Source organism: Bacillus cereus group sp. BceL062 (assembly GCF_051780025.1).
In the GTDB taxonomy this organism is placed as follows: Bacteria; Bacillota; Bacilli; order Bacillales; family Bacillaceae_G; genus Bacillus_A; species Bacillus_A toyonensis.
On the sequence record NZ_JBPWGY010000014.1, the window covers coordinates 1 to 20,373 of the forward strand.

Consider the following 20,373-nt stretch of genomic DNA (forward strand, 5'->3'; position numbering starts at 1 on the left):
ACCTTGAACGCCTTGAGGTCCAGTAGCACCGGTAGCCCCCGTGTTACCTTGAACGCCTTGAGGTCCCGTGGCACCGGTAGCCCCCGTGTTACCTTGAACGCCTTGAGGTCCAGTAGCACCGGTAGCGCCCGTGTTACCTTGAGGTCCAGTAGCACCGGTAGCCCCTGTGTTACCTCGAGGTCCAGTAGGTCCAGTAGCACCGGTAGCGCCCGTGTTACCTTGAGGTCCAGTAGCGCCAGTGGCACCGGTAGCCCCTGTGTTACCTTGAACGCCTTGAGGTCCAGTAGCACCGGTAGCCCCTGTGTTACCTCGAGGTCCAGTAGGTCCAGTAGCGCCGGTAGCGCCCGTGTTACCTCGAGGTCCAGTAGGTCCAGTAGCGCCGGTAGCGCCCGTGTTACCTCGAGGTCCAGTAGGTCCAGTAGCGCCGGTAGCACCCGTGTTACCTCGAGGTCCAGTAGGCCCAGTAGCACCGGTAGCGCCCGTGTTACCTCGAGGTCCAGTAGGTCCAGTAGGCCCTCTGCCGAACGAAGCTGAATTAACTAGAGTAGTTTGTAACTTTGCAATTAATTTAAGGAGTTCTTGGAGTGTACAATGATCGATTCGGAATAACTTTGTAATGTAAAGTAAATAATTAATTAAAATTTGGAGTTCAACAAATACAGCACTTGCTACGAAGTTTGGATTTCTTAATATAGTTATTAAGTTTTTTATAATAGCTAATCCTTGCGCTTTCAGGGAGGAAGTAGCGTCTAGCGAACAGATGAACTTACTTAGTAGGTTTAATGTATCAATTAAATCTTCGATGTTTTTAGGGGATGGATTAGCGAAAAGTTTTGGAATTATTTTAATTAAATCGTTAATAATCGCTCGAAATGTTCTAATTTGTGCTTTAGAAATTGGGATGGATGGTGTGTTTGAGATTCGTCCGGCACTACTTGGAAAGCATGGTTTGGAGAATTTGTTTTGACTGTCGTCATAACGAGACATTAAATCGCTCCTTTCTAATGAGAATGTGAATGAAACTCATCATAGTAGATGCAAAAATTAGTTAAATGGTCATAATAAAATCGTTTGTTTAAAGAAAAAATAGAAAAAACGCCTTACAATAAGGCGTTTTTTCTATTTTCTGCGTATTTATAATATCGTTTTAGTGAAACTTTTGATTTGAATCCAGCTAGTTTTATAATTTCTGATTCCGGCGTTTCTTTTTTTATTAAGTTTAAAATATAGGTGTTACGAAAGTGTTGCCCTGAGATTCCTTTGCGTAAATTAGCTCTAGCTACTTCAAGGCGAATCATTTTTTGGATAGCGATTTCTGTTAATCCCTTCGGTGAATCATTTTCGTATACCCATCTGTATGTTCCGCGGTTAAAATCGAATGCGACAAACAGTGGGTCATTACTATGGTATTTTGGACGAACGGGTTCAGGGATGCTTTTGTAGTATGTGTATAATTGCTTTTTGTCTTCTTTTGTTAATGTAATCGTTCTTTCTACTCCTGCGGTTGCTGGGATAGATAATGTATTAGTTTCAAAGTGAACATGATACATAGTTAATGCTGTAAGCTCTTGTAGGGATAAACCATAGTCAATTAATAGGTTTAAAATAGTGATATTACGATCCATCAATAAAGGTCGTACAGGACGTTGTTTTTCTGATAGTCCTTCCAATGAAGTGACGATACGCTTTAATTTTTTTTCTTCATTAGATGAAATAAAATCTTCATTTCGTAGTGCGCGATCTGGTTGAATGGAAATTTCCATATTCTTTAATGGATTAGGGATGTTTAGGAAATGATTCATTCTATTTAGTACAATAAATACACGATGCATCGTCTTTTCTGAGTAGTTTCGATTCGTTTTTAACTCAGAAAAGTAATCTTCGTAGTCTTTTGTACAAAGTGTAGCCCATATATTACTGGAAGGGAGCTTTTTGTTTTTTTCTAACCAATGTCCGAAATCTTCAATGTCATAAACATAACGTTTAATGGTTGAGGTTTTTCGGCCTTTATTCAATAAAAAAATAGAAAAGGCTTGTATTGTATCATGGAATTCCGTTGTCTCCATAGTCCCACCACCTTAATTATTTCTTATATTATAGCAAACTTTTCTGAAAATAGGCATTTGTAAGAAGGACGGGAATAATAATATGTGTTGAGTGGATAAAGTGAAACTTTAATCAGTGGGGGGGGTGTTCATCCTCCGCTGATTATCAGCCCACACCAATCGGGCATTTACGGGCAGTTATCCCCCGCCTAACTTCCTCGCATTCGCTGAATTTTGAGGTGGGAGTCTTACTGCCTGCAAATTGCGGGATAAAATGAGGTGATTGTATGGAACAATCGATGCGAAAGAAAAATAATAATCAAATTAATATTGTGTTAAACCATCGAAAGAAAATTTCTTTACCAGCATCAGAAAATAAAACGGAAATTTCAAATGAAACTACAATTAAACATGAGATGCTGCAAAGAATTGAAGAAGAGATGGGGAAACTCGTTGGGATGGATGATATAAAAAAGATAATAAAAGAAATATATGCTTGGATTTATGTAAATAAAAAAAGACAAGAAATGGGATTGAAATCTGAGAAGCAAGTACTCCATATGTTGTTTAAAGGGAATCCGGGTACAGGAAAGACAACTGTTGCTAGAATGATAGGGAAATTGTTGTTTGAGATGAATATTCTATCAAAAGGGCATTTAGTTGAAGCGGAACGTGCTGATCTTGTAGGAGAATACATTGGCCATACGGCTCAAAAAACAAGAGATTTAATAAAAAAAGCAATGGGAGGTATTTTGTTTATTGATGAGGCGTATTCTTTAGCTCGAGGTGGAGAGAAGGATTTTGGAAAGGAAGCAATTGATACGCTCGTAAAGCATATGGAGGATAAACAACATGGTTTTGTATTGATTTTGGCTGGGTATTCAAGAGAGATGAATCACTTCCTTTCATTAAATCCAGGACTGCAATCTCGTTTTCCGTTTATTATTGAGTTTGCGGATTATTCGGTAAATCAGTTGTTGGAAATTGGGAAGAGAATGTATGAAGAGCGTGAATACCAGTTATCAAAGGAAGCGGAATGGAAATTTAGAGATCATTTACATGCTGTAAAGTATTCGTCGCAAATTACATCGTTTAGTAATGGCCGATACGTACGGAATATTGTTGAAAAATCGATTCGTACACAGGCTATGCGGTTGTTGCAAGAAGATACGTATGATAAGTATGATTTAATTGGAATATCAAGTGTTGATTTAATGTTGGAAGAGGAGACGCACAGTACATAAACTGTGCGTCTGTTTTTTGTGCATATGTTCGTTTATTCTTTTTTTTCTTTTTCTTGGTGAGATTTATGGAAGCGTTCCATTTTAGCGCTCTTTTCGTGTGCTGAATTAGAATCGTGCCCAAATTGGTTTACTGAGCTTTTTTGAGCTCCTTTATTAACGTGGTTTGTCATTTGTATTCACCTCACTTTAAAAATTAGTATAAACATTAAGTAAAGAAAAAATCGTTAGAAAAGAAAAACCTCTTTACGATATGTAAAGAGGTTAGAGTTGCTATTTATGCATTGAACGTTCGTTTGTGTCGATACGTCGATGCGGTAAATGCCATTTGTAATGAATAGAAAGCATGCGGAAGCAAACAATTAAAATGAATAAGGTGTAAAGAGCCCAATCACTAACAATAATTTGAGCCCCAATTAAGAAGCCTGCTAGAATCGTCCAAAAAGCATATACTTCAGCTCGAAGGACGAGAGGTTTTCTACGGGCTAAAAGATCGCGAATAATCCCGCCGCCAATACCGGTTAAAACAGCTGCTACTATTGTAGCGCTAATGGGTAAATTTAGTTTTTGAGCATATAATGCCCCTTGTACGGCGAATGCTGATAAGCCGATAGCGTCAGTAATGTTTTCCCATTTTTTCCAATGTTTAATTAATTTATTTGGAAAAAGAAAAATAATTGTCATTGATAAAAGTGCGATTTGGAATAACATGTCTTGTTGCCAAAACGCGACAATCGGATAACCAATTAGTAAATTACGAAGGGCACCTCCCCCAAATGCGGTTGCCATTCCTAAAATATACACCCCGAAAATGTCATAATCCTCTTCCATTGCAACAATGGCTCCGCTTAGTGCGAATGCGATTGTGCCTATGATGCTAAAAATCTCCCATGCCATGAATTTTCTCCCCCGCTAACTAGATGAAATGTGCTTCCTCTGCTATTATATTAGAAGGTTTAAATTTCGAAAAGGATGAGTGAACATATTTGATGGAAGAAAAAGAAAAAGTCATATTAGTAGGCTGTCAATTACAGCAAGATGACGATGAACAGTTTATGCATTCCATGAAAGAACTTGCATCGTTAGCAAAGACTGCGCGAGCGAAAGTGTTAGTGTCAACAACGCAAAAACGACCGAAGTTTCATCCAGTGACTTATATAGGTAAAGGTAAATTAGAAGAGCTTACAATGTTAACAGAAGAATTAGAGCCGGATGTTATTATATTTAATAACGAGTTAACGCCGAGTCAAATTCGGAATTTATCCTCAGTATTAGATGCAAGAGTAATCGATCGAACGCAACTCATATTAGATATTTTTGCGCAACGTGCGAAGTCGAGAGAGGGTAAGCTTCAAGTGGAGTTAGCCCAGTTGCAATATACAATGCCGCGTCTAATGGGGCAAGGTTTGTCTTTATCACGTCTTGGTGGTGGTATTGGAACAAGAGGGCCGGGTGAGACGAAACTTGAGACGGATCGTCGTCATATTCGATCGCGTATTGATGAAATAAAGAAACAACTTGCGGTTGTTGTGGAACATCGAAAAAGATACCGTGAGAGAAGAAAAGACAATAAAGTATTTCAAGTTTCATTAATAGGATATACAAATGCAGGGAAATCAACGCTATTTAATAGATTAACGGAAGCGGATACGTTTGAAGAAAACTTATTGTTTGCAACGTTAGATCCGACAACAAGGAAGATGCCGTTACCTTCTGGTTATACAGTGTTGCTAACTGATACGGTTGGTTTTATACAAGATTTACCTACGTCGTTAATTGCAGCTTTTCGTTCAACACTAGAAGAAGCTGGTGAAGCAGATGTTATTTTACATGTTGTTGATTCTGCAGATCCAAACTATGTAGGGCATGAGAAAACGGTAAAGAAGTTATTGTCAGAACTTGAAATTAATCATATTCCGATTATTACGTTATACAATAAAAAAGATGCATTACATCAAAATTTTATTCCGTTTCCGAAAAGCGACTTCTTAATGACTAGTGCTTTTGAAGAAAGCGATTTATTACATATAAAAGAAGCGATAGAAACGAAAATGAAGGAAGAAATGGATCCATATCAAGTGGAGATTCCTCCGAGTGAAGGTAAGTTGTTAACGTTATTAAAGACGGAAACTCTATTAACAAAGATGGAGTTTCTGGAAGATAAATTTGTATATAATTGTACAGGATATATATTTGCCTATTCGCCATATAATGGGCAGTTAAAGAGATTTTTAGTGGAAGAAGGAGAAAATGATAATGTTTGATCGTTTAAAAAATGGAGAAAAAATGGCTCCTATTGTAAAAGAAGTAGAAAGTCAAATTACAGAAGTGCATAAACGTGCAGATGAAGTGATTGAAAGTAATCAATTTCGTGTATTAGAAAGTTTTCGTAAACATAAAATTAGTGACTCGCATTTTATTCCAACGACTGGCTATGGATATGACGATATTGGTCGTGACACATTAGAAAAAGTGTATGCTGATGTATTTGGAGCGGAAGCGGGTCTTGTTCGTCCGCAAATTATTTCGGGGACTCATGCGATTTCAACAGCTTTATTTGGTATTTTACGTCCGGGAGATGAGCTACTATACATAACGGGGAAACCGTATGATACGTTAGAGGAAATCGTTGGTGTACGCGGAAAAGGTGTAGGGTCATTTAAAGAATATAATATCGGTTATAACGCAGTTTCGTTAACGGAAGAGGGGCTTGTGGACTTTGAAGCTGTTGCGGCTGCGATTCATAGTAATACGAAGATGATTGGTATTCAGCGCTCAAAGGGATATGCTACTCGTCCGTCGTTTGCTATTTCTCAAATTAAAGAGATGATTTCGTTTGTTAAGGAAATTAAACCTGATGTAGTTGTATTTGTTGACAACTGTTATGGCGAGTTTATTGAAGAACAAGAGCCGTGCCATGTAGGTGCAGATTTAATGGCGGGCTCGCTTATTAAAAACCCAGGCGGTGGAATCGTTAAAACTGGTGGTTACATTGTTGGGAAAGAACAATATGTTGAAGCATGTGCATATCGTTTAACATCTCCAGGGATTGGTGCTGAAGCAGGGGCATCTTTATACAGTTTACAAGAAATGTACCAAGGGTTCTTCTTAGCGCCGCATGTAGCGGGACAAGCACTAAAAGGTGCAATCTTTACAGCGGCATTTTTAGAAAAGTTAGGAATGAACACGTCACCAGCGTGGAATGCGCCAAGAACGGACTTAATTCAATCTGTTCAATTCGATGATAAAGATCGTATGATTGCCTTTTGTCAAGCGATTCAATATGCATCTCCGATTAATTCTCATTTCACTCCGTACGCAAACTATATGCCGGGTTATGAAGATGATGTAATTATGGCTGCGGGAACGTTTATTCAAGGTGCAAGTATTGAATTGTCGGCTGATGGCCCAATTCGTCCACCTTACGTTGCTTATGTACAGGGTGGATTAACGTATTCTCATGTGAAGATTGCAATTTGTTCTGCGATTGATGCGTTAATTGAAAAAAAATTATTAACAATTTCTTAAAGGGAAGCTGTCGATTTCGGCAGCTTTTTTCGTGTAAAAGTAATGATTTGTGCCATTAGAAAAAAGAATGAAAAAAAACCTAAAAAAATCATGTAAGAAAAGCTAACATCTATTGACACTAAACATAACATAATATAAAATGAGAAGCAGTTAAGGCGAAGGAGGAACTGAAACAATGAAAGAAGATAGACGTTCTGCCCCGCTGTTTCCTATTGGTATTGTTATGGATTTAACACAATTGTCTGCACGTCAAATTCGCTACTATGAAGAGCATAATCTTGTTTCTCCAACCCGTACAAAGGGGAATCGTAGATTATTTTCATTTAACGATGTAGATAAGTTGTTAGAGATTAAAGATTTATTAGATCAAGGCTTAAATATGGCTGGTATTAAGCAAGTGTTACTAATGAAAGAAAATCAAACAGAAGCAGTGAAAGTAAAAGAAGAAACGAAAGAAATTTCCAAAACGGAGCTTCGCAAAATACTTCGAGATGAACTACAACATACAGGTAGATTTAATCGAACTTCATTGCGACAAGGTGACATTTCAAGGTTTTTTCACTAAAGATAACTGATTCTGAAGGTGTTTAGAGGGACTAAGGAGGAATTTATAATGGCTAGGTACACAAAAGAAGATATTTTCCGTTTGGCGAAAGAAGAGAATGTAAAGTATATCCGTCTGCAATTTACGGACCTTTTAGGAGTAATTAAAAACGTAGAAATTCCAGTGAGCCAATTAACAAAAGCTCTTGATAACAAAATGATGTTTGATGGATCTTCTATTGAAGGTTTCGTACGTATTGAAGAATCTGATATGTATTTATATCCGGATTTAGATACTTGGGTAATTTTCCCTTGGACAGCTGAAAAAGGTAAAGTAGCTCGTTTAATCTGTGATATTTATACTGCAGATGGTGCTCCATTTGACGGAGATCCACGTAACAATTTAAAACGTGTATTAAAAGAAATGGAAGCTTTAGGATTCTCAGATTTCAATCTTGGACCAGAGCCAGAATTCTTCCTATTCAAAGTTGATGAAAAAGGAAATCCAACATTAGAATTAAACGATAACGGTGGATACTTCGACCTTGCGCCGATGGATCTAGGGGAAAACTGTCGTCGTGATATCGTTCTTGAGCTTGAAGAAATGGGCTTTGAAATTGAAGCGTCTCACCATGAAGTTGCACCAGGTCAACACGAAATTGACTTTAAATATGCAAATGCAATTCGCTCATGTGATGACATTCAAACATTCAAACTTGTTGTAAAAACAATTGCTCGTAAACATGGTTTACATGCAACATTTATGCCAAAACCATTATACGGTGTGAACGGTTCAGGTATGCACTGTAACTTATCATTATTTAAAAATGGTGAGAACGTATTCTTCGATCAAAACGGTGATTTACAATTAAGTGATGATGCTCGTCACTTTATCGCAGGTATTTTAAAACATGCACCAGCATTTACAGCGGTAGCAAACCCAACTGTAAACTCTTACAAACGTTTAGTACCTGGATATGAAGCTCCTTGTTACGTAGCATGGTCTGCACAAAACCGTAGCCCATTAGTACGTATCCCTGCATCTCGTGGTATTAGTACACGCGTAGAAGTACGTAGTGTTGACCCAGCTGCAAACCCATATTTAGTAATGGCTACATTATTAGCTGCAGGTCTTGACGGAATTAAAAATAAATTAACTCCACCAGCTGCAGTAGACCGTAACATCTATGTAATGACAAAAGAAGAGCGCGAAGAAGCAGGTATCGTTGACTTACCAGCAACATTAGCGCAAGCGTTAGTTACATTGCAATCTAATGAAGTAGTATGCAGTGCACTAGGAGAACATTTACTTGAGCACTTCATCGAAGCAAAAGAGATTGAGTGGGATATATTCCGCACACAAGTTCACCAATGGGAACGCGATCAATATATGTCTCTATACTAAGAAAAAAGGCCCTGATACTACGGTATCAGGGTTTTTTCGTCATTTATCTACAATGAATTACAGTGAATATTGTCGTAATTTATGAGGTGTAATTAAGAAGTCATTTAACAAGAATAATTTATGTTGACTCGTTCTGTATAAAGAACTAAAATGGCATTAATTAGAAATGTTTGTATATTTAAAAAATAAAACATATTACTTTTATTTCTGTTTTTTTATGGGAATGTCAACTGGAATCTCATTGGTATTAAATGAGGGGGAGAAGTAATGAATAAGGAAATAAATTTAAAAAATCTATTTACTGTTATATGGAAAAGGGTATGGATACTACTGTTGTTTACGACTCTCACAACCGTAGGAGGAGCGATGTATAGTATGTATATGAAAACACCTTTGTATGCCTCCTCAGCAAGGGTTATTGTTCAAGCTAATGCTGAAACGATGAATACATTAAAAGCGATGGTAAATGAGCCTGTAATATTAGAAAAAGTAGCGGCTGAATTAAATATTAACAGATCTGCAGGTGCATTAAGTGGACAAATAAGTACAGAAAGTGTACAAGGCTCTCAGATTATGAGAATAAATGTAGTGGATATTGATCCTGTACTTGCACATAAAATTGCGAATACGACAGCGGCTGTTTATAAGAAAGAAGTAGCAAATATACTAAATTTTAATAATGTGAGTATATTACCAGAAGACCCAGTTCAAAAACATTCGATGCCTATAAATATAAATCACTTTAAGACGATACTAATTGCGTTCTCTGTAGGTATGGTGCTCAGTATCGGTTTTATTTTTTTATTGGATTCATTTGATGATAGAATCAAATCGGAACGACGAATTGAGCAATTGTTAGATGTCCCTGTTTTGGGCGGGATTTCTAAAATGAATAGGAAAAATACGGAAGACAAATTCAGTGAAAAAAATACAGTGGTACTGGGGGATGGAACGGAGTGGCCTACAAAAATAGACGAAAAACAAATAAAGTTAAAGGAGAAAGTATAATTGCTTATACAGCTCCAAGATCGAAAATTTCGGAGCAGTATCGTTCGCTTCGAACAAACCTTCAATTATCTTCGTCTATTCATAAAAGCAGAACTATAGTTATTACTTCTCCAAGGTATGGTGAAGGAAAATCAACGATTACAGTTAATTTAGCAGTCTCAATAGCACAAAAAGGTGAAAAAGTATTGATAATTGATGCAAATTTACGAACACCCACGATTCAGGAAATGTTTGGAGTAGAAAATACAGTTGGATTAACTGATATATTGAACGGAAAAACAAATTTAGAAGGCGCTGTAAAAAAAACAGAGATGGAACGTCTTGATGTATTAACTAGCGGTCCAGTACCATTCAATCCATCTGAAGTACTTGGTTCAGATGAGATGGATATGTTAATTCAAAAGGCAATGGAACGGTATGACATCATATTATTTGATTCTTCCCCTGTATTAGAAGTAACAGATACGAGTGTATTAGTTGATAAGTGTGAAGGAGTACTTTTGGTGATCCGATATAATCGTACTGTGAGCGAAGATGCGCTTGAAACGAAAAGAGCGCTAAGTTTTACGAAAAGCAGAATATTGGGTGCAATTTTGAATGGGAAAGTATAAAGGGGATTAGAATAATAGATTTAACCTTCTTACATAAAAATGTTCGTTATAAAGAAAGAATAATAGAACTGTGATGTGGTGATGTCTCCTGACCGCTATCAATGGAGGCACTCGATTATGCTGTGGGTTGTGAAAGCAACCTTAGATGCGAGTCATCAAAAGTGTAATGTGAGGGAGGGTTAGATGCCCATATTTTATTAAAGTTTCTAGCTATGTACTTTTAATAAAGAGTATATAGTTAGAAACTTTAACTTTGAAAGAGTTCAGTAAGGAATTGATTAAAGGAGGAAGTTATATGACGTATCGCCGGAGGATATCGTTATTGCTTTTAATGGATTCACTGATTGTATTAAGTGCAGTTTTTTTTAGCTATTTTTTTGTAAATGCTAGCTTTAGTGTTATCACTTTATCATCAGTTATTAGCTCTATCACTCTATTAGTTAGTCATCATTTATTTGCTTTTGTTTATAAATTGTATAAAAAAGCTTTGGAATATGCAAGTATAGGAGAGTTGCTAATTATATGCAAGGTCGTTACATTTTCAATACTTACTACAGCGGTTGTACAGCAAATCATTATGCAAAAAATGTACTTTCGATTGTTAGTTGTAACTTGGATGATTCATATTTTATTAATTGGTGGTTCCCGCTTTATTTGGAGAATGTACAGAGATATTTATTATGTAAAGAAGGGTGATAAAAAAAGAACGTTAATTGTTGGTGCTGGATCAGCTGGGACGATGGTTGCAAGGCAGTTGTTGAAGAATAATACTGCTGAATTAATGCCAGTCGCGTTTATTGATGATAATGTCAAAAAGCATAATCTTGATATTTGGGGGATTCCAGTAATAGGTGGTATGAATCAAATTGATTATGTTATTAAAAAACTGAATATTGAGATAATTATTTTAGCAATTCCTTCGTTAAACAAGAGAGAGAGAAATGTTATTTTAAAAGATTGTTTAAAAACAAAAGTAAAAACTCAAATCCTTCCCATGTTAGAAGACTTAGTAACAGGTAAGGTTTCAGTAAATGAATTTAGAGATGTTCAAGTAGAAGATTTATTAGGGCGAGATCCTGTAGAGTTAGATGTGGAAATTATTTCAGATTATATAACGGATAAAGTCATTTTAGTTACTGGTGCAGGTGGATCAATTGGTTCGGAAATTTGTAGACAAGTTGCGAAATTTAAACCGAAAAAATTGATTTTATTAGGGCATGGAGAAAACAGTATTTATTCCATAGAAATGGAATTAAATGAAAAATATAACGATATGAGAGGCGTGTTTATTCCAGAAATCGCGGATATACAAGATGAAAAGAAGATGCATTTAATAATGAATAAACATCTTCCAAATGTTGTATATCATGCAGCCGCACATAAACATGTACCATTAATGGAGAACAATCCTGAAGAGGCTGTTAAAAATAATTTGATTGGAACTATGAATATAGCAGAGGCAGCGAGAACACATGGAGTAGGAACGTTTGTTATGATTTCTTCCGATAAAGCGGTGAATCCGACGAGTGTTATGGGAGCAACAAAGAAATTAGCTGAGATGGTCATTCAGCACAAAGATAAAATAAGTCATACAAAGTTTGTTACAGTACGTTTTGGAAATGTATTAGGTAGCCGTGGGAGCGTCATACCTTTATTTAAGAAACAAATTCAAAATGGTGGACCAATTACAGTTACTCACCCTGATATGGTTCGTTATTTTATGACAATTCCGGAGGCATCAAGACTCGTAGTGCAAGCGGGGGCGTTAGCTAAAGGAGGAGAAATTTTTGTGCTGGATATGGGAGAACCAGTGAAAATAGTTGATCTTGCTAAAAATCTCATTCGATTATCAGGAAACTCTTTGGATGAAATAGGAATAGAATTTACCGGTATACGCCCAGGAGAGAAGCTTTTTGAAGAATTACTAAAAGAAGATGAAATGAATGAGAAGCAAGTTCACCCGAGAATTTATGTAGGGCAAGAAATGAATGTTCGTATAGAAGAAATAGAAAAGTTAATTTTGGAATATACAGAGTTAGATGAGATGGAATTAAGAAAGCGATTGTTAAATTTAGTGAATCAGCGTAAAACTTTAAAACTATTAATACCAGTATCAGGTTAATAGCAAAAAATTATTATAAGACGGGTGCGTGGGATGGTGTCTAAAAAAATTCTGTTTTGTGCAACTGTGGATTATCATTTTAAAGCTTTTCATTTACCGTATTTGAAATGGTTTGCAGACCAAGGATGGGAAGTGCATGTTGCAGCGAATGGGAATATACATCTTCCGTACGTAACTCAAAAATATAATATTCCTCTTCAAAGATCACCGATTAGCGTACAAAACTTTCATGCATATAAAAAACTTACATCAATTATTCATCAAAATAAATATAATATCATTCATTGTCATACGCCTATGGGAGGAGCAATTGCTCGTCTAGCTGCTAGAAAAGTGCGGAGAGAAGGCACAAAGGTTATATATACAGCGCATGGATTTCATTTTTGTAAAGGATCATCATTCATAAATTGGCTCTTATACTATCCAATCGAAAGAATTTTAGCTACTACTACGGATTGTCTTCTAACAATTAATCAAGAAGATTACAGTTTAGCAGTAAAGCATCGATTTCAGGCGGGAAGTATTAAACTCGTTCATGGTGTAGGAGTAGATATAGAACGATATATTCCTGTTAATGAAAGTGAAAAGGAGCAATTAAGACATAAAAATGGTTATAATTCTGAAGATTTTTTAATGTTTTATGCAGCTGAATTTAATAAGAACAAAAACCAAAGCTTCTTAATTCAATCATTGGCACAATTAAAAAATGAAATTCCGCATGCGAAGCTACTACTTGCTGGTGAAGGGCCTTTAATGAAGGAGTGCAAAAATATAGCGGCTCAACTAGGTGTGAGTAGTATGGTGCGTTTTCTTGGTTATAGAAATGATATAGCCCCTTTGCTGCAGATGTGTGACCTAGCTGTTGCATCGAGTTACCGGGAAGGTTTACCAGTTAATATTATGGAAGCTATGGCTTGTGGACTTCCAGTTATCGCCACTGACAATCGGGGACATAGGGAGTTAATTATTCATAATAAAAATGGTTGGATTATAGATCGTGATGATATAAAGACGATGTCTGAAAGAATAAATTCTATTTCTAAAAGTATTAAATTACAAGCTCAGTTTGGACGGTGTGGGCGTACTATTATTACAAGTAAATATTCAGTTAATGAAGTGTTAAAAGAGAAAAAAGAAATTTATACAACATATATGGATGAAATGGAGGATTTAAATTGGGCACTCCATTGAGAGTACTACATGTAGTCGTAAATATGAATAGAGGCGGAGCCGAAACTTTAATTATGAATTTGTATCGTAATATAGACCGCTCAAAAGTACAATTTGATTTTTTAACTTGTAAGGAAGGAGTGTTTGATGAAGAAGTAGTAAAGTTAGGCGGGGAAATTCATAGAATTCCATATGTTACAGATGTTGGTCATAGGGGCTATATAAAGGCGCTAGATAATTTCTTTAGTGCCCATACGCAATATAAAATCGTTCATTCACATATGGATAAAATGAGCGGATTTGTACTTCGTTCAGCTAAAAAAGCAAGGGTGCCAGTTAGGATTGCGCATAGTCATAATACTAGTAGTGAGGGGGGTATTGCTGCAAAAATCTATAAATGGTATGCGGGAAAATCAATAGCCATATGTGCAACACATTTGTTAGCATGTTCAAATGCTGCTGCCAGATGGCTATTTGCGGATAAAGCCAATGTAGCTAGAATCTTAAAAAATGGAATTGATTGTGATAGATTTTTGTTCTGTCCAGACATACGAGAACAAGTAAGAGAAGAATTACAAATTGAGAAAGATGCTCTTGTTATAGGTCATGTTGGAAGATTTGCACATCAAAAAAATCATGCTTATCTTATAGAATTATTCACGCAGTTAACTCGATTTAAGCCGGATTCAATTCTTTTATTAGTTGGCGAAGGGTCGCTTCGCGTGGGAATTGAAAATAAAGTAAGGGAATTGAATATGGAGAAGCATATACGGTTTCTCGGGATACGAGACGATATAGAAAGGATACTTCAAGCATTTGATGTATTTGTTTTTCCATCCATACATGAGGGATTGCCACTCACTCTCATAGAGGCGCAAGGAGTTGGTTTACCTTGTATTATATCGGATGCTATTACGAAAGAAGTGGACCTGGGAATGAATTTAGTTGAACATGTTCCTCTAACAGATAAATTTGCTTGGATAGAAAAAATGAAAAATATAGAAACTAGTAATTTTTCGAGGAAAACACTAGCTCAAGTAGTATTCGCAAAAGGATATGATATAAAACATACGGCTAAATTGACTCAAGACTATTATTCTGTACTTTCGAGGTGAGTAATTTGAAGAATTTAACGATTTTCACCCCTACTTATAATAGAGCGTATTGTCTTGCAAATTGTTATGAGAGTTTAAAACGTCAAACATGTAAGGATTTTGTATGGTTAATAATAGATGATGGATCTAGTGATAACACAAAAGAATTGGTCGATAGCTGGATTGCTGAAAAATATATCAAAATTAAGTATCATTGGCAACAAAATCAAGGGATGCATGGTGCTCATAATACAGCATATGAAATGATTGATACGGAGTTAAATGTTTGTATTGATTCTGATGATTATATGCCCGATGAAGCGGTAGAAAAAATCCTATCTTTTTGGAGTAGCTATGGAAATGAAGAAGTTAGCGGGATAATTGGATTGGATTTGTATACAAATGGACAAATAATTGGTTCAAAGTTACCAGAGAACCTTAAACACTCCACGCTTTTTGATCTTTACAATAAACATGGTGTCACAGGTGATAAAAAATTGGTCTATCGCACAGAATTGACTAAGAAATATCCATACCCAATTTTTAAAAATGAAAAATATGTAGGGTTAGCATACAAATATTACATGTTAGATCAACAGTATGAGATGTTACTAATGAACGAAGCGCTTTGTTATGTGGAATACATGGCTGATGGATCATCAATGAATATGCTAAACCAATATCGTAGAAACCCAAAAGGTTTTGCTTTTTATCGCAAGGAACTTATGAAATTACCATTTACTAATCGACTATTTAAGTATAGGCAAGCTATACATTATGTATCTAGTAGTTTCATATCGAGAAATAGAAAGTTTATACAAGAATCGCCATGTAAAGGACTGACACTTTGTGCACTACCATTTGGGGCTATCCTTTATAGTTATATTACAATGAAAACAAAAATGAAAGTAAACATGTAGAGACTTATTTAGTAATTAAATGAGAGGACAGAATAATGACCATACTTTGGATGAATCTTGCTATAGTATTCATGCTCGCATTTTTTGCAAGGTATTTTGCTATACCAGTGACTAATAGTCTTACATTGATAAAGCCCAATAGGCTGTTGATTATAATGGCGGCTTTATCTCTTGTGTTGGTGGCGGGGCTTCGAAATAATATTGGGGATACTTATTTTTATATGCATGCATATAAAATAACGGAGTTTAATTGGGAATATGTTCAAACTAATAAAGACATGGGCTTTAATATTTTTCAAATGGTTTTGAAAAAATATACGGATAATCCTCAAGTAATGGTTTTTACTACAGCATTGATAACAAATGTACTCATTGTAGCAACACTATATAAATATTCAAGACTAATTGAATTGAGTTTATATGTTTATATTACGTCGGGTATGTATTTAACATCAATGAATGGGATTAGGCAATATTTAGCCGCTGCAATTATTTTTGCTGCTACAAAATATATTTTTGAAGGAAAATGGAAAAAATATACATTAATTGTATTATGTGCATCAACATTTCATGCAAGTGCATTAGTTTTAATGCCAATATACTTTTTTGTAAGAAAAAAAGCCTGGTCAGGAACGACATATTTGCTCCTTTTTTTAGCGGTATGTGTAGTAATAGGTTTTAATCAGTTTTCGGAAATTTTATTTTCGGCTATTGGAAATACTCAATATGGTCAATATAAGGAATTTCATGAAGGTGGTGCCAATATACTTAGGGTTGCTGTGAATATAGTGCCAATTATACTGGCTTACCTTGGGAAAGATAAAATGAGGGCGTTATTCCCTGAAAGTGATTATATTGTAAATATGTCTATATTAGGTCTTGTTTTTATGATTATTTCAACACAGAATTGGATATTTGCTAGATTCTCCATATATTTTGGATTGTATCAGTTAATATTAATTTCTTGGGTTGTGAAGTCATTTACAGATAAAGATCAAAAGTTGATGTATTATGCAGTTCTAGTGTGCTATTTTATTTATTTTGTATATGAACATGTAATTACTTTGGGAATTATCTATAAGAGTAATCTACTTTGATAATAAAGTGCAAAATGCTAGGAGAGGATTGTTGAATGGGGATAGATTCTAAGCCTGAACCTATAAATAAAAAGAAGGTTTTACACATTGTCAGCGCTCTGAATCGCGGGGGAGCTGAAACATTATTAATGAATATATATAGGAAAATAGATAGGGAGCAGCTTCAGTTTGATTTTGTATCCCATCGAAATGAGAAAAATGATTACGAAGATGAAATAATGGCCTTAGGTGGGAGAATATATAAGGTACCTAGTTTAGGACAAATAGGACCTTTTGCCTATGTTAAAGAACTTGTGAAAATTATGTCGGATAATCAATATGAAGTTGTACATGCACATACGGATTATCAAGGTGGTTTCGTTGCTGTAGCGGCAAAAATAGCTGGTATAAAAAAGAGGATTTGTCATTCCCATAGTAATAATTGGCCACAAGACTCTGGAATAAAAGCAAGAGTTATCCTAAAGGTTTTGCAATCTATTATTAAATATGCTGGAACTAATTATTGTGCGTGTAGCGTTGAAGCAGCACGTTTTTTATTTGGTGAAAGGATGCTTCAAAGTCAGAGGATAGAACTGATTAAAAACGGTATAGATATTAATCAATTTACTGATATAGATGCTGGAAGTAGTGTCAGCGTAAGAAGGGAACTTAATATACCGAATACAGCAAAATTAATAGGACATATAGGAAGTTTTTCAGAGTCAAAGAATCATGTTTTTATCCTAAAAGTTTTAAAGCAAATTTTAAAAAGAGATTCAAATTTTGTTGCTATTCTAGTAGGAGATGGTCCGTTAAGGATTTCTATTGAATTAAAAGCAAAGCAATTAGGGATTTTTGAAAACATTAGATTTTTGGGCGTTAGGAAGGATATTCCACGACTCATGAAGAGCTTTGATGTTTTTATTTTTCCTTCTTTGTTTGAGGGGTTTGGTATTGTAACTTTAGAAGCGCAATCTGCAGGGGTACCATGTGTTGTAGCAGATACACTACCTAATAATACTGATATGGGGTTAGGGATAATGTCATTTGTTGACTTAGATGAAGAAATTGAAATATGGTGTAAAGAAATTTATAAAGCCTTGTTAAAAGAAAGACCAGACAGGGAATTCATAATTAACAATATATCGAAATTAGGCTTTGATATTAACGATAACATTTACGAGTGGCTATCGTTATATGGAATTGTGTGCAAGGAAGAAGTAGGGTAATCTAATTTGTTTTCATTTTATATGTCTGATGTATAAGGAAAATTGGTAAGCGTAACAGCAAAATACTAATATAAAATGAAGAAGAGAAATCAATAATAGATTTTGTGAGGTATCCTATTATGAAAAAGAAAAGAATATTAATTACATCTTTTGATATGGAAATTGGTGGAGTAGAAAGAAGTTTGATTGGTTTATTAAATACAATTGATTACAGTAAGTATGATATAGATTTAATGTTATTTAAACATGAAGGAGGATTTTTCTCTTTACTACCCAAAGAGCCGAATTTATTAGAAGAATTGCAACAATATACTACTTTTAGAAAATCAATTAAACAGATATTACAAGAAGGGCATTTCTCAATTGGAATTACTAGGATGATAGGAAAAGTTATGGGTGTTATGCATGGAAGGTTTGTAAATAGTAAAGAACCTGGATACTTTGTCATTCAATATGGATGGAGAATATCTCTTCCATTTCTTCCAAAATTGAGAGAAGAGTACGATGTTGCGATAAGTTTTTTATGGCCGCATTATTTTATAGGGGATAAAGTTCGAGCGAAAAGAAAAATTGGGTGGATTCATACTGATTATTCGAACATACAACTTAACAAAGAAATGGAATGTAAAATGTGGAGGGAAATGGATGATATCGTGGCGGTTTCTGAAAGTTGTAGAGATACATTCCTGAATAGTCTACCTTATATTAATAAAGAGGTGCAAGTGATAGAAAATATAATAGATTCTGAATTTGTTTGTGAACAATCCAATGAAGGAGATATTACTCAGGAAATATCAATAAATAGCGCGCGAATCAAGTTAATTACTGTTGCTAGACTTTCGCATGCTAAAGGAATTGATGACGCTATATATGCGCTTAGAGAGTTATTAGATCAAGGGTATGATATCGAGTGGTACATAGTTGGATATGGGCCGCAAGAAGCGGAACTTAAATTGTTGATAGATAAACTAGGACTTCAAGATAAATTTGTTTTACTAGGTAAGAAGATTAATCCGTACCCGTACATAAAAGCATGTGATATTTATGTACAACCTTCTAGATACGAAGGGAAGGCAGTAACAGTTCGGGAAGCGCAAATTCTTAAGAAACCAGTATTAATAACTAATTTTTCAACTGCCAAAAGTCAGTTGGAGAACGGCGTAGATGGATATATTTGTCCAATGGGTATAAAGGGAATTGTCGAAGGAATAAAACAAATGATTGATGATGTTGAATTCAGAAATGAAATTGTTAATAATGTAAGCCAAAAAAATTATGGTAATGAAATAGAAGTGGAAAAGATATATAGGTTAATTGAATTAGAATAGATTAAGCTATAAAACTAAAAAATCTTTTACTATTTATAAAAGATACTTGGGGGAATTATTTTTATGGATAATGTTTTAGTATTAGATACATCAGTAGGTTCTCTTAACAAGGGTGACGATATAATAATGAAGTGTGTAAAGCATCATCTTTCTGATATAACTAAAAATGCATATGTTTTAACATTACCTACTCATGTTTCACCTTTTCATTGGTACCAAGTAGCGAGAAAATCAAATAGGGTAAAGATTTATAGTGATGCGAAATATAAGTTTGTAGGTGGTTCGAATTTGCTAGCAATGGATATGTTTACTCATTTTCCACAGTGGAATATAAATATATTTAATTATGGTCCTTTAAAGGGGAGTATTCTGGTTGGAGTGGGTGCAGGCAAAGGGAATAAAATAAATCCCTATACAAAAATGTTATATAGAAAAGTTTTATCGCATGAATATATACATAGCGTTAGAGATGAAAGAACAAAAAAATTTTTAGAAGAAATGGGGTTTAAAGCTCTAAATACTGGTTGTGCAACTTTGTGGTCTTTTACGCCTGATTTTTGTAGGGGAATTCCGAGTGGAAAATCGGAATCGGTTGTTTTTACATTAACTCATCATTCTAAAGATCGTGAAAAAGATCAATTACTGATAGATATACTTAACAAAAGTTATGAAAATGTCTACTTTTGGATACAAGACGCTGATGATTTTGAATATTTAAAATCTTTAGAGGGTATACAAGGTATAAAAATTATATCTCCTACTATAGAGGCATATGAAAAAATCCTAAATACAGCCGTTGATTATATTGGAACACGTTTACATGGCGGTATATTTGCTATGCGTCATAAAAAACGTGCAATAATTATCTCTATAGATGAAAGAGCTAAGGGGATGGGGGAAACGTATAATTTAAATCTGATTGATAGAGAAGATTTAAATAATCTCGAAAAAATGATAAATGCAGAGTTTATCACGGATGTTCAAGTGAATTTTGATGTAGTAAATCAATGGTTAAAACAGTTCTCTAATTAACAAATGTATTGTGATAAAAAT

The 20,373-nt window shown here is 35.1% G+C and carries 19 protein-coding genes; 15 read left to right on the forward strand and 4 right to left on the reverse strand.

Annotated elements, in window-relative coordinates:
• Both ACS2MN_RS25580 and ACS2MN_RS25585 read right to left on the reverse strand, forming a co-directional pair.
• Nucleotides 1-987 (reverse strand): collagen-like repeat preface domain-containing protein (locus ACS2MN_RS25580; RefSeq protein ID WP_438894796.1); only part of this gene is annotated, 987 nt, incomplete at its 3' end.
• A 113-nt stretch (nucleotides 988-1,100) separates the two neighbouring features.
• The gene (locus tag ACS2MN_RS25585) at nucleotides 1,101-2,066 is read right to left on the reverse strand and encodes a tyrosine-type recombinase/integrase (RefSeq protein WP_000450336.1); all 966 of its coding nucleotides are present in this window, start codon (nucleotides 2,064-2,066) and stop codon (nucleotides 1,101-1,103) included.
• A gap of 266 nt (nucleotides 2,067-2,332) precedes the next feature.
• Here ACS2MN_RS25585 and spoVK point away from each other — a divergent pair, with 266 nt between their 5' ends.
• Nucleotides 2,333-3,289 (forward strand): stage V sporulation protein K, encoded by a 957-nt coding sequence (gene spoVK / locus ACS2MN_RS25590; RefSeq protein WP_000438193.1) that lies wholly within the window; start codon nucleotides 2,333-2,335, stop codon nucleotides 3,287-3,289.
• 32 nt (nucleotides 3,290-3,321) lie between these two features.
• Here the strand turns inward: spoVK and ACS2MN_RS25595 are convergent, their stop codons facing one another.
• A complete protein-coding gene (locus tag ACS2MN_RS25595; protein WP_000181509.1) occupies nucleotides 3,322-3,459 on the reverse strand; it encodes a hypothetical protein in 138 nt (45 codons plus the stop codon).
• Nucleotides 3,460-3,559: 100 nt separating this feature from the next.
• Nucleotides 3,560-4,183 carry a trimeric intracellular cation channel family protein gene (locus ACS2MN_RS25600; RefSeq protein WP_000312263.1) on the reverse strand — a complete coding sequence of 208 codons (624 nt, stop codon included), beginning with the start codon at nucleotides 4,181-4,183 and terminating at the stop codon, nucleotides 3,560-3,562.
• 92 nt (nucleotides 4,184-4,275) lie between these two features.
• Here ACS2MN_RS25600 and hflX point away from each other — a divergent pair, with 92 nt between their 5' ends.
• The 14 genes from hflX (at nucleotide 4,276) to ACS2MN_RS25670 (ending at nucleotide 20,352) form a co-directional block, all read left to right on the forward strand.
• The gene (hflX, locus tag ACS2MN_RS25605; protein WP_000391424.1) at nucleotides 4,276-5,550 is read left to right on the forward strand and encodes a GTPase HflX; all 1,275 of its coding nucleotides are present in this window, start codon (nucleotides 4,276-4,278) and stop codon (nucleotides 5,548-5,550) included.
• Nucleotides 5,543-6,814, forward strand: a complete 1,272-nt coding sequence (locus tag ACS2MN_RS25610) for an aminotransferase class I/II-fold pyridoxal phosphate-dependent enzyme (RefSeq protein ID WP_346994869.1) — start codon at nucleotides 5,543-5,545, stop codon at nucleotides 6,812-6,814. The genes hflX and ACS2MN_RS25610 overlap by 8 nt, the downstream gene beginning before the upstream one ends.
• A gap of 175 nt (nucleotides 6,815-6,989) precedes the next feature.
• Nucleotides 6,990-7,379 (forward strand): transcriptional repressor GlnR, encoded by a 390-nt coding sequence (gene glnR / locus ACS2MN_RS25615; RefSeq protein ID WP_000656783.1) that lies wholly within the window; start codon nucleotides 6,990-6,992, stop codon nucleotides 7,377-7,379.
• Nucleotides 7,380-7,427: 48 nt separating this feature from the next.
• Entirely contained in the window at nucleotides 7,428-8,762 is a 1,335-nt protein-coding gene (gene glnA / locus ACS2MN_RS25620) for a type I glutamate--ammonia ligase (RefSeq protein WP_000135333.1), read from the forward strand.
• Between the two features lie 267 nt (nucleotides 8,763-9,029).
• Nucleotides 9,030-9,770 (forward strand): YveK family protein, encoded by a 741-nt coding sequence (locus tag ACS2MN_RS25625; protein ID WP_001031074.1) that lies wholly within the window; start codon nucleotides 9,030-9,032, stop codon nucleotides 9,768-9,770.
• Nucleotides 9,719-10,381, forward strand: a complete 663-nt coding sequence (locus ACS2MN_RS25630) for a CpsD/CapB family tyrosine-protein kinase (RefSeq protein WP_000323601.1) — start codon at nucleotides 9,719-9,721, stop codon at nucleotides 10,379-10,381. Before ACS2MN_RS25625 ends, ACS2MN_RS25630 begins: the two co-directional genes overlap by 52 nt.
• A 295-nt stretch (nucleotides 10,382-10,676) precedes the next feature.
• Nucleotides 10,677-12,503, forward strand: coding sequence for a polysaccharide biosynthesis protein (locus ACS2MN_RS25635; RefSeq protein WP_000222376.1), 1,827 nt, complete (start codon nucleotides 10,677-10,679; stop codon nucleotides 12,501-12,503).
• 33 nt (nucleotides 12,504-12,536) lie between these two features.
• A complete protein-coding gene (locus ACS2MN_RS25640; protein ID WP_346994870.1) occupies nucleotides 12,537-13,694 on the forward strand; it encodes a glycosyltransferase family 4 protein in 1,158 nt (385 codons plus the stop codon).
• Nucleotides 13,679-14,788, forward strand: coding sequence for a glycosyltransferase family 1 protein (locus ACS2MN_RS25645; protein ID WP_346994871.1), 1,110 nt, complete (start codon nucleotides 13,679-13,681; stop codon nucleotides 14,786-14,788). Before ACS2MN_RS25640 ends, ACS2MN_RS25645 begins: the two co-directional genes overlap by 16 nt.
• Nucleotides 14,789-14,793: 5 nt before the next feature.
• Nucleotides 14,794-15,687, forward strand: a complete 894-nt coding sequence (locus ACS2MN_RS25650; RefSeq protein ID WP_000793796.1) for a glycosyltransferase family 2 protein — start codon at nucleotides 14,794-14,796, stop codon at nucleotides 15,685-15,687.
• 35 nt (nucleotides 15,688-15,722) lie between these two features.
• A complete protein-coding gene (locus tag ACS2MN_RS25655) occupies nucleotides 15,723-16,784 on the forward strand; it encodes an EpsG family protein (protein ID WP_000154273.1) in 1,062 nt (353 codons plus the stop codon).
• Between the two features lie 35 nt (nucleotides 16,785-16,819).
• Complete coding sequence (locus ACS2MN_RS25660) at nucleotides 16,820-17,992, forward strand: glycosyltransferase family 1 protein (RefSeq protein ID WP_000510527.1); 1,173 nt, start codon at nucleotides 16,820-16,822, stop codon at nucleotides 17,990-17,992.
• Nucleotides 17,993-18,111: 119 nt separating this feature from the next.
• Nucleotides 18,112-19,320, forward strand: coding sequence for a glycosyltransferase (locus ACS2MN_RS25665; protein WP_000730210.1), 1,209 nt, complete (start codon nucleotides 18,112-18,114; stop codon nucleotides 19,318-19,320).
• A 63-nt stretch (nucleotides 19,321-19,383) separates the two neighbouring features.
• The gene (locus tag ACS2MN_RS25670; protein ID WP_000370972.1) at nucleotides 19,384-20,352 is read left to right on the forward strand and encodes a polysaccharide pyruvyl transferase family protein; all 969 of its coding nucleotides are present in this window, start codon (nucleotides 19,384-19,386) and stop codon (nucleotides 20,350-20,352) included.
• The last annotated feature ends 21 nt before the right edge of the window (nucleotides 20,353-20,373 follow it).

What these genes read in the sequence shown, in the direction of transcription:
- ACS2MN_RS25585 (WP_000450336.1), bottom strand. Translation starts at nt 2,066, where the DNA reads ATGGAGACAACGGAATTCCATGATACAATACAAGCCTTTTCTATTTTT.
- spoVK (WP_000438193.1), top strand. Translation starts at nt 2,333, where the DNA reads ATGGAACAATCGATGCGAAAGAAAAATAATAATCAAATTAATATTGTG.
- ACS2MN_RS25595 (WP_000181509.1), bottom strand. Translation starts at nt 3,459, where the DNA reads ATGACAAACCACGTTAATAAAGGAGCTCAAAAAAGCTCAGTAAACCAA.
- ACS2MN_RS25600 (WP_000312263.1), bottom strand. Translation starts at nt 4,183, where the DNA reads ATGGCATGGGAGATTTTTAGCATCATAGGCACAATCGCATTCGCACTA.
- hflX (WP_000391424.1), top strand. Translation starts at nt 4,276, where the DNA reads ATGGAAGAAAAAGAAAAAGTCATATTAGTAGGCTGTCAATTACAGCAA.
- ACS2MN_RS25610 (WP_346994869.1), top strand. Translation starts at nt 5,543, where the DNA reads ATGTTTGATCGTTTAAAAAATGGAGAAAAAATGGCTCCTATTGTAAAA.
- glnR (WP_000656783.1), top strand. Translation starts at nt 6,990, where the DNA reads ATGAAAGAAGATAGACGTTCTGCCCCGCTGTTTCCTATTGGTATTGTT.
- glnA (WP_000135333.1), top strand. Translation starts at nt 7,428, where the DNA reads ATGGCTAGGTACACAAAAGAAGATATTTTCCGTTTGGCGAAAGAAGAG.
- ACS2MN_RS25625 (WP_001031074.1), top strand. Translation starts at nt 9,030, where the DNA reads ATGAATAAGGAAATAAATTTAAAAAATCTATTTACTGTTATATGGAAA.
- ACS2MN_RS25635 (WP_000222376.1), top strand. Translation starts at nt 10,677, where the DNA reads ATGACGTATCGCCGGAGGATATCGTTATTGCTTTTAATGGATTCACTG.
- ACS2MN_RS25640 (WP_346994870.1), top strand. Translation starts at nt 12,537, where the DNA reads ATGGTGTCTAAAAAAATTCTGTTTTGTGCAACTGTGGATTATCATTTT.
- ACS2MN_RS25655 (WP_000154273.1), top strand. Translation starts at nt 15,723, where the DNA reads ATGACCATACTTTGGATGAATCTTGCTATAGTATTCATGCTCGCATTT.
- ACS2MN_RS25660 (WP_000510527.1), top strand. Translation starts at nt 16,820, where the DNA reads ATGGGGATAGATTCTAAGCCTGAACCTATAAATAAAAAGAAGGTTTTA.
- ACS2MN_RS25665 (WP_000730210.1), top strand. Translation starts at nt 18,112, where the DNA reads ATGAAAAAGAAAAGAATATTAATTACATCTTTTGATATGGAAATTGGT.
- ACS2MN_RS25670 (WP_000370972.1), top strand. Translation starts at nt 19,384, where the DNA reads ATGGATAATGTTTTAGTATTAGATACATCAGTAGGTTCTCTTAACAAG.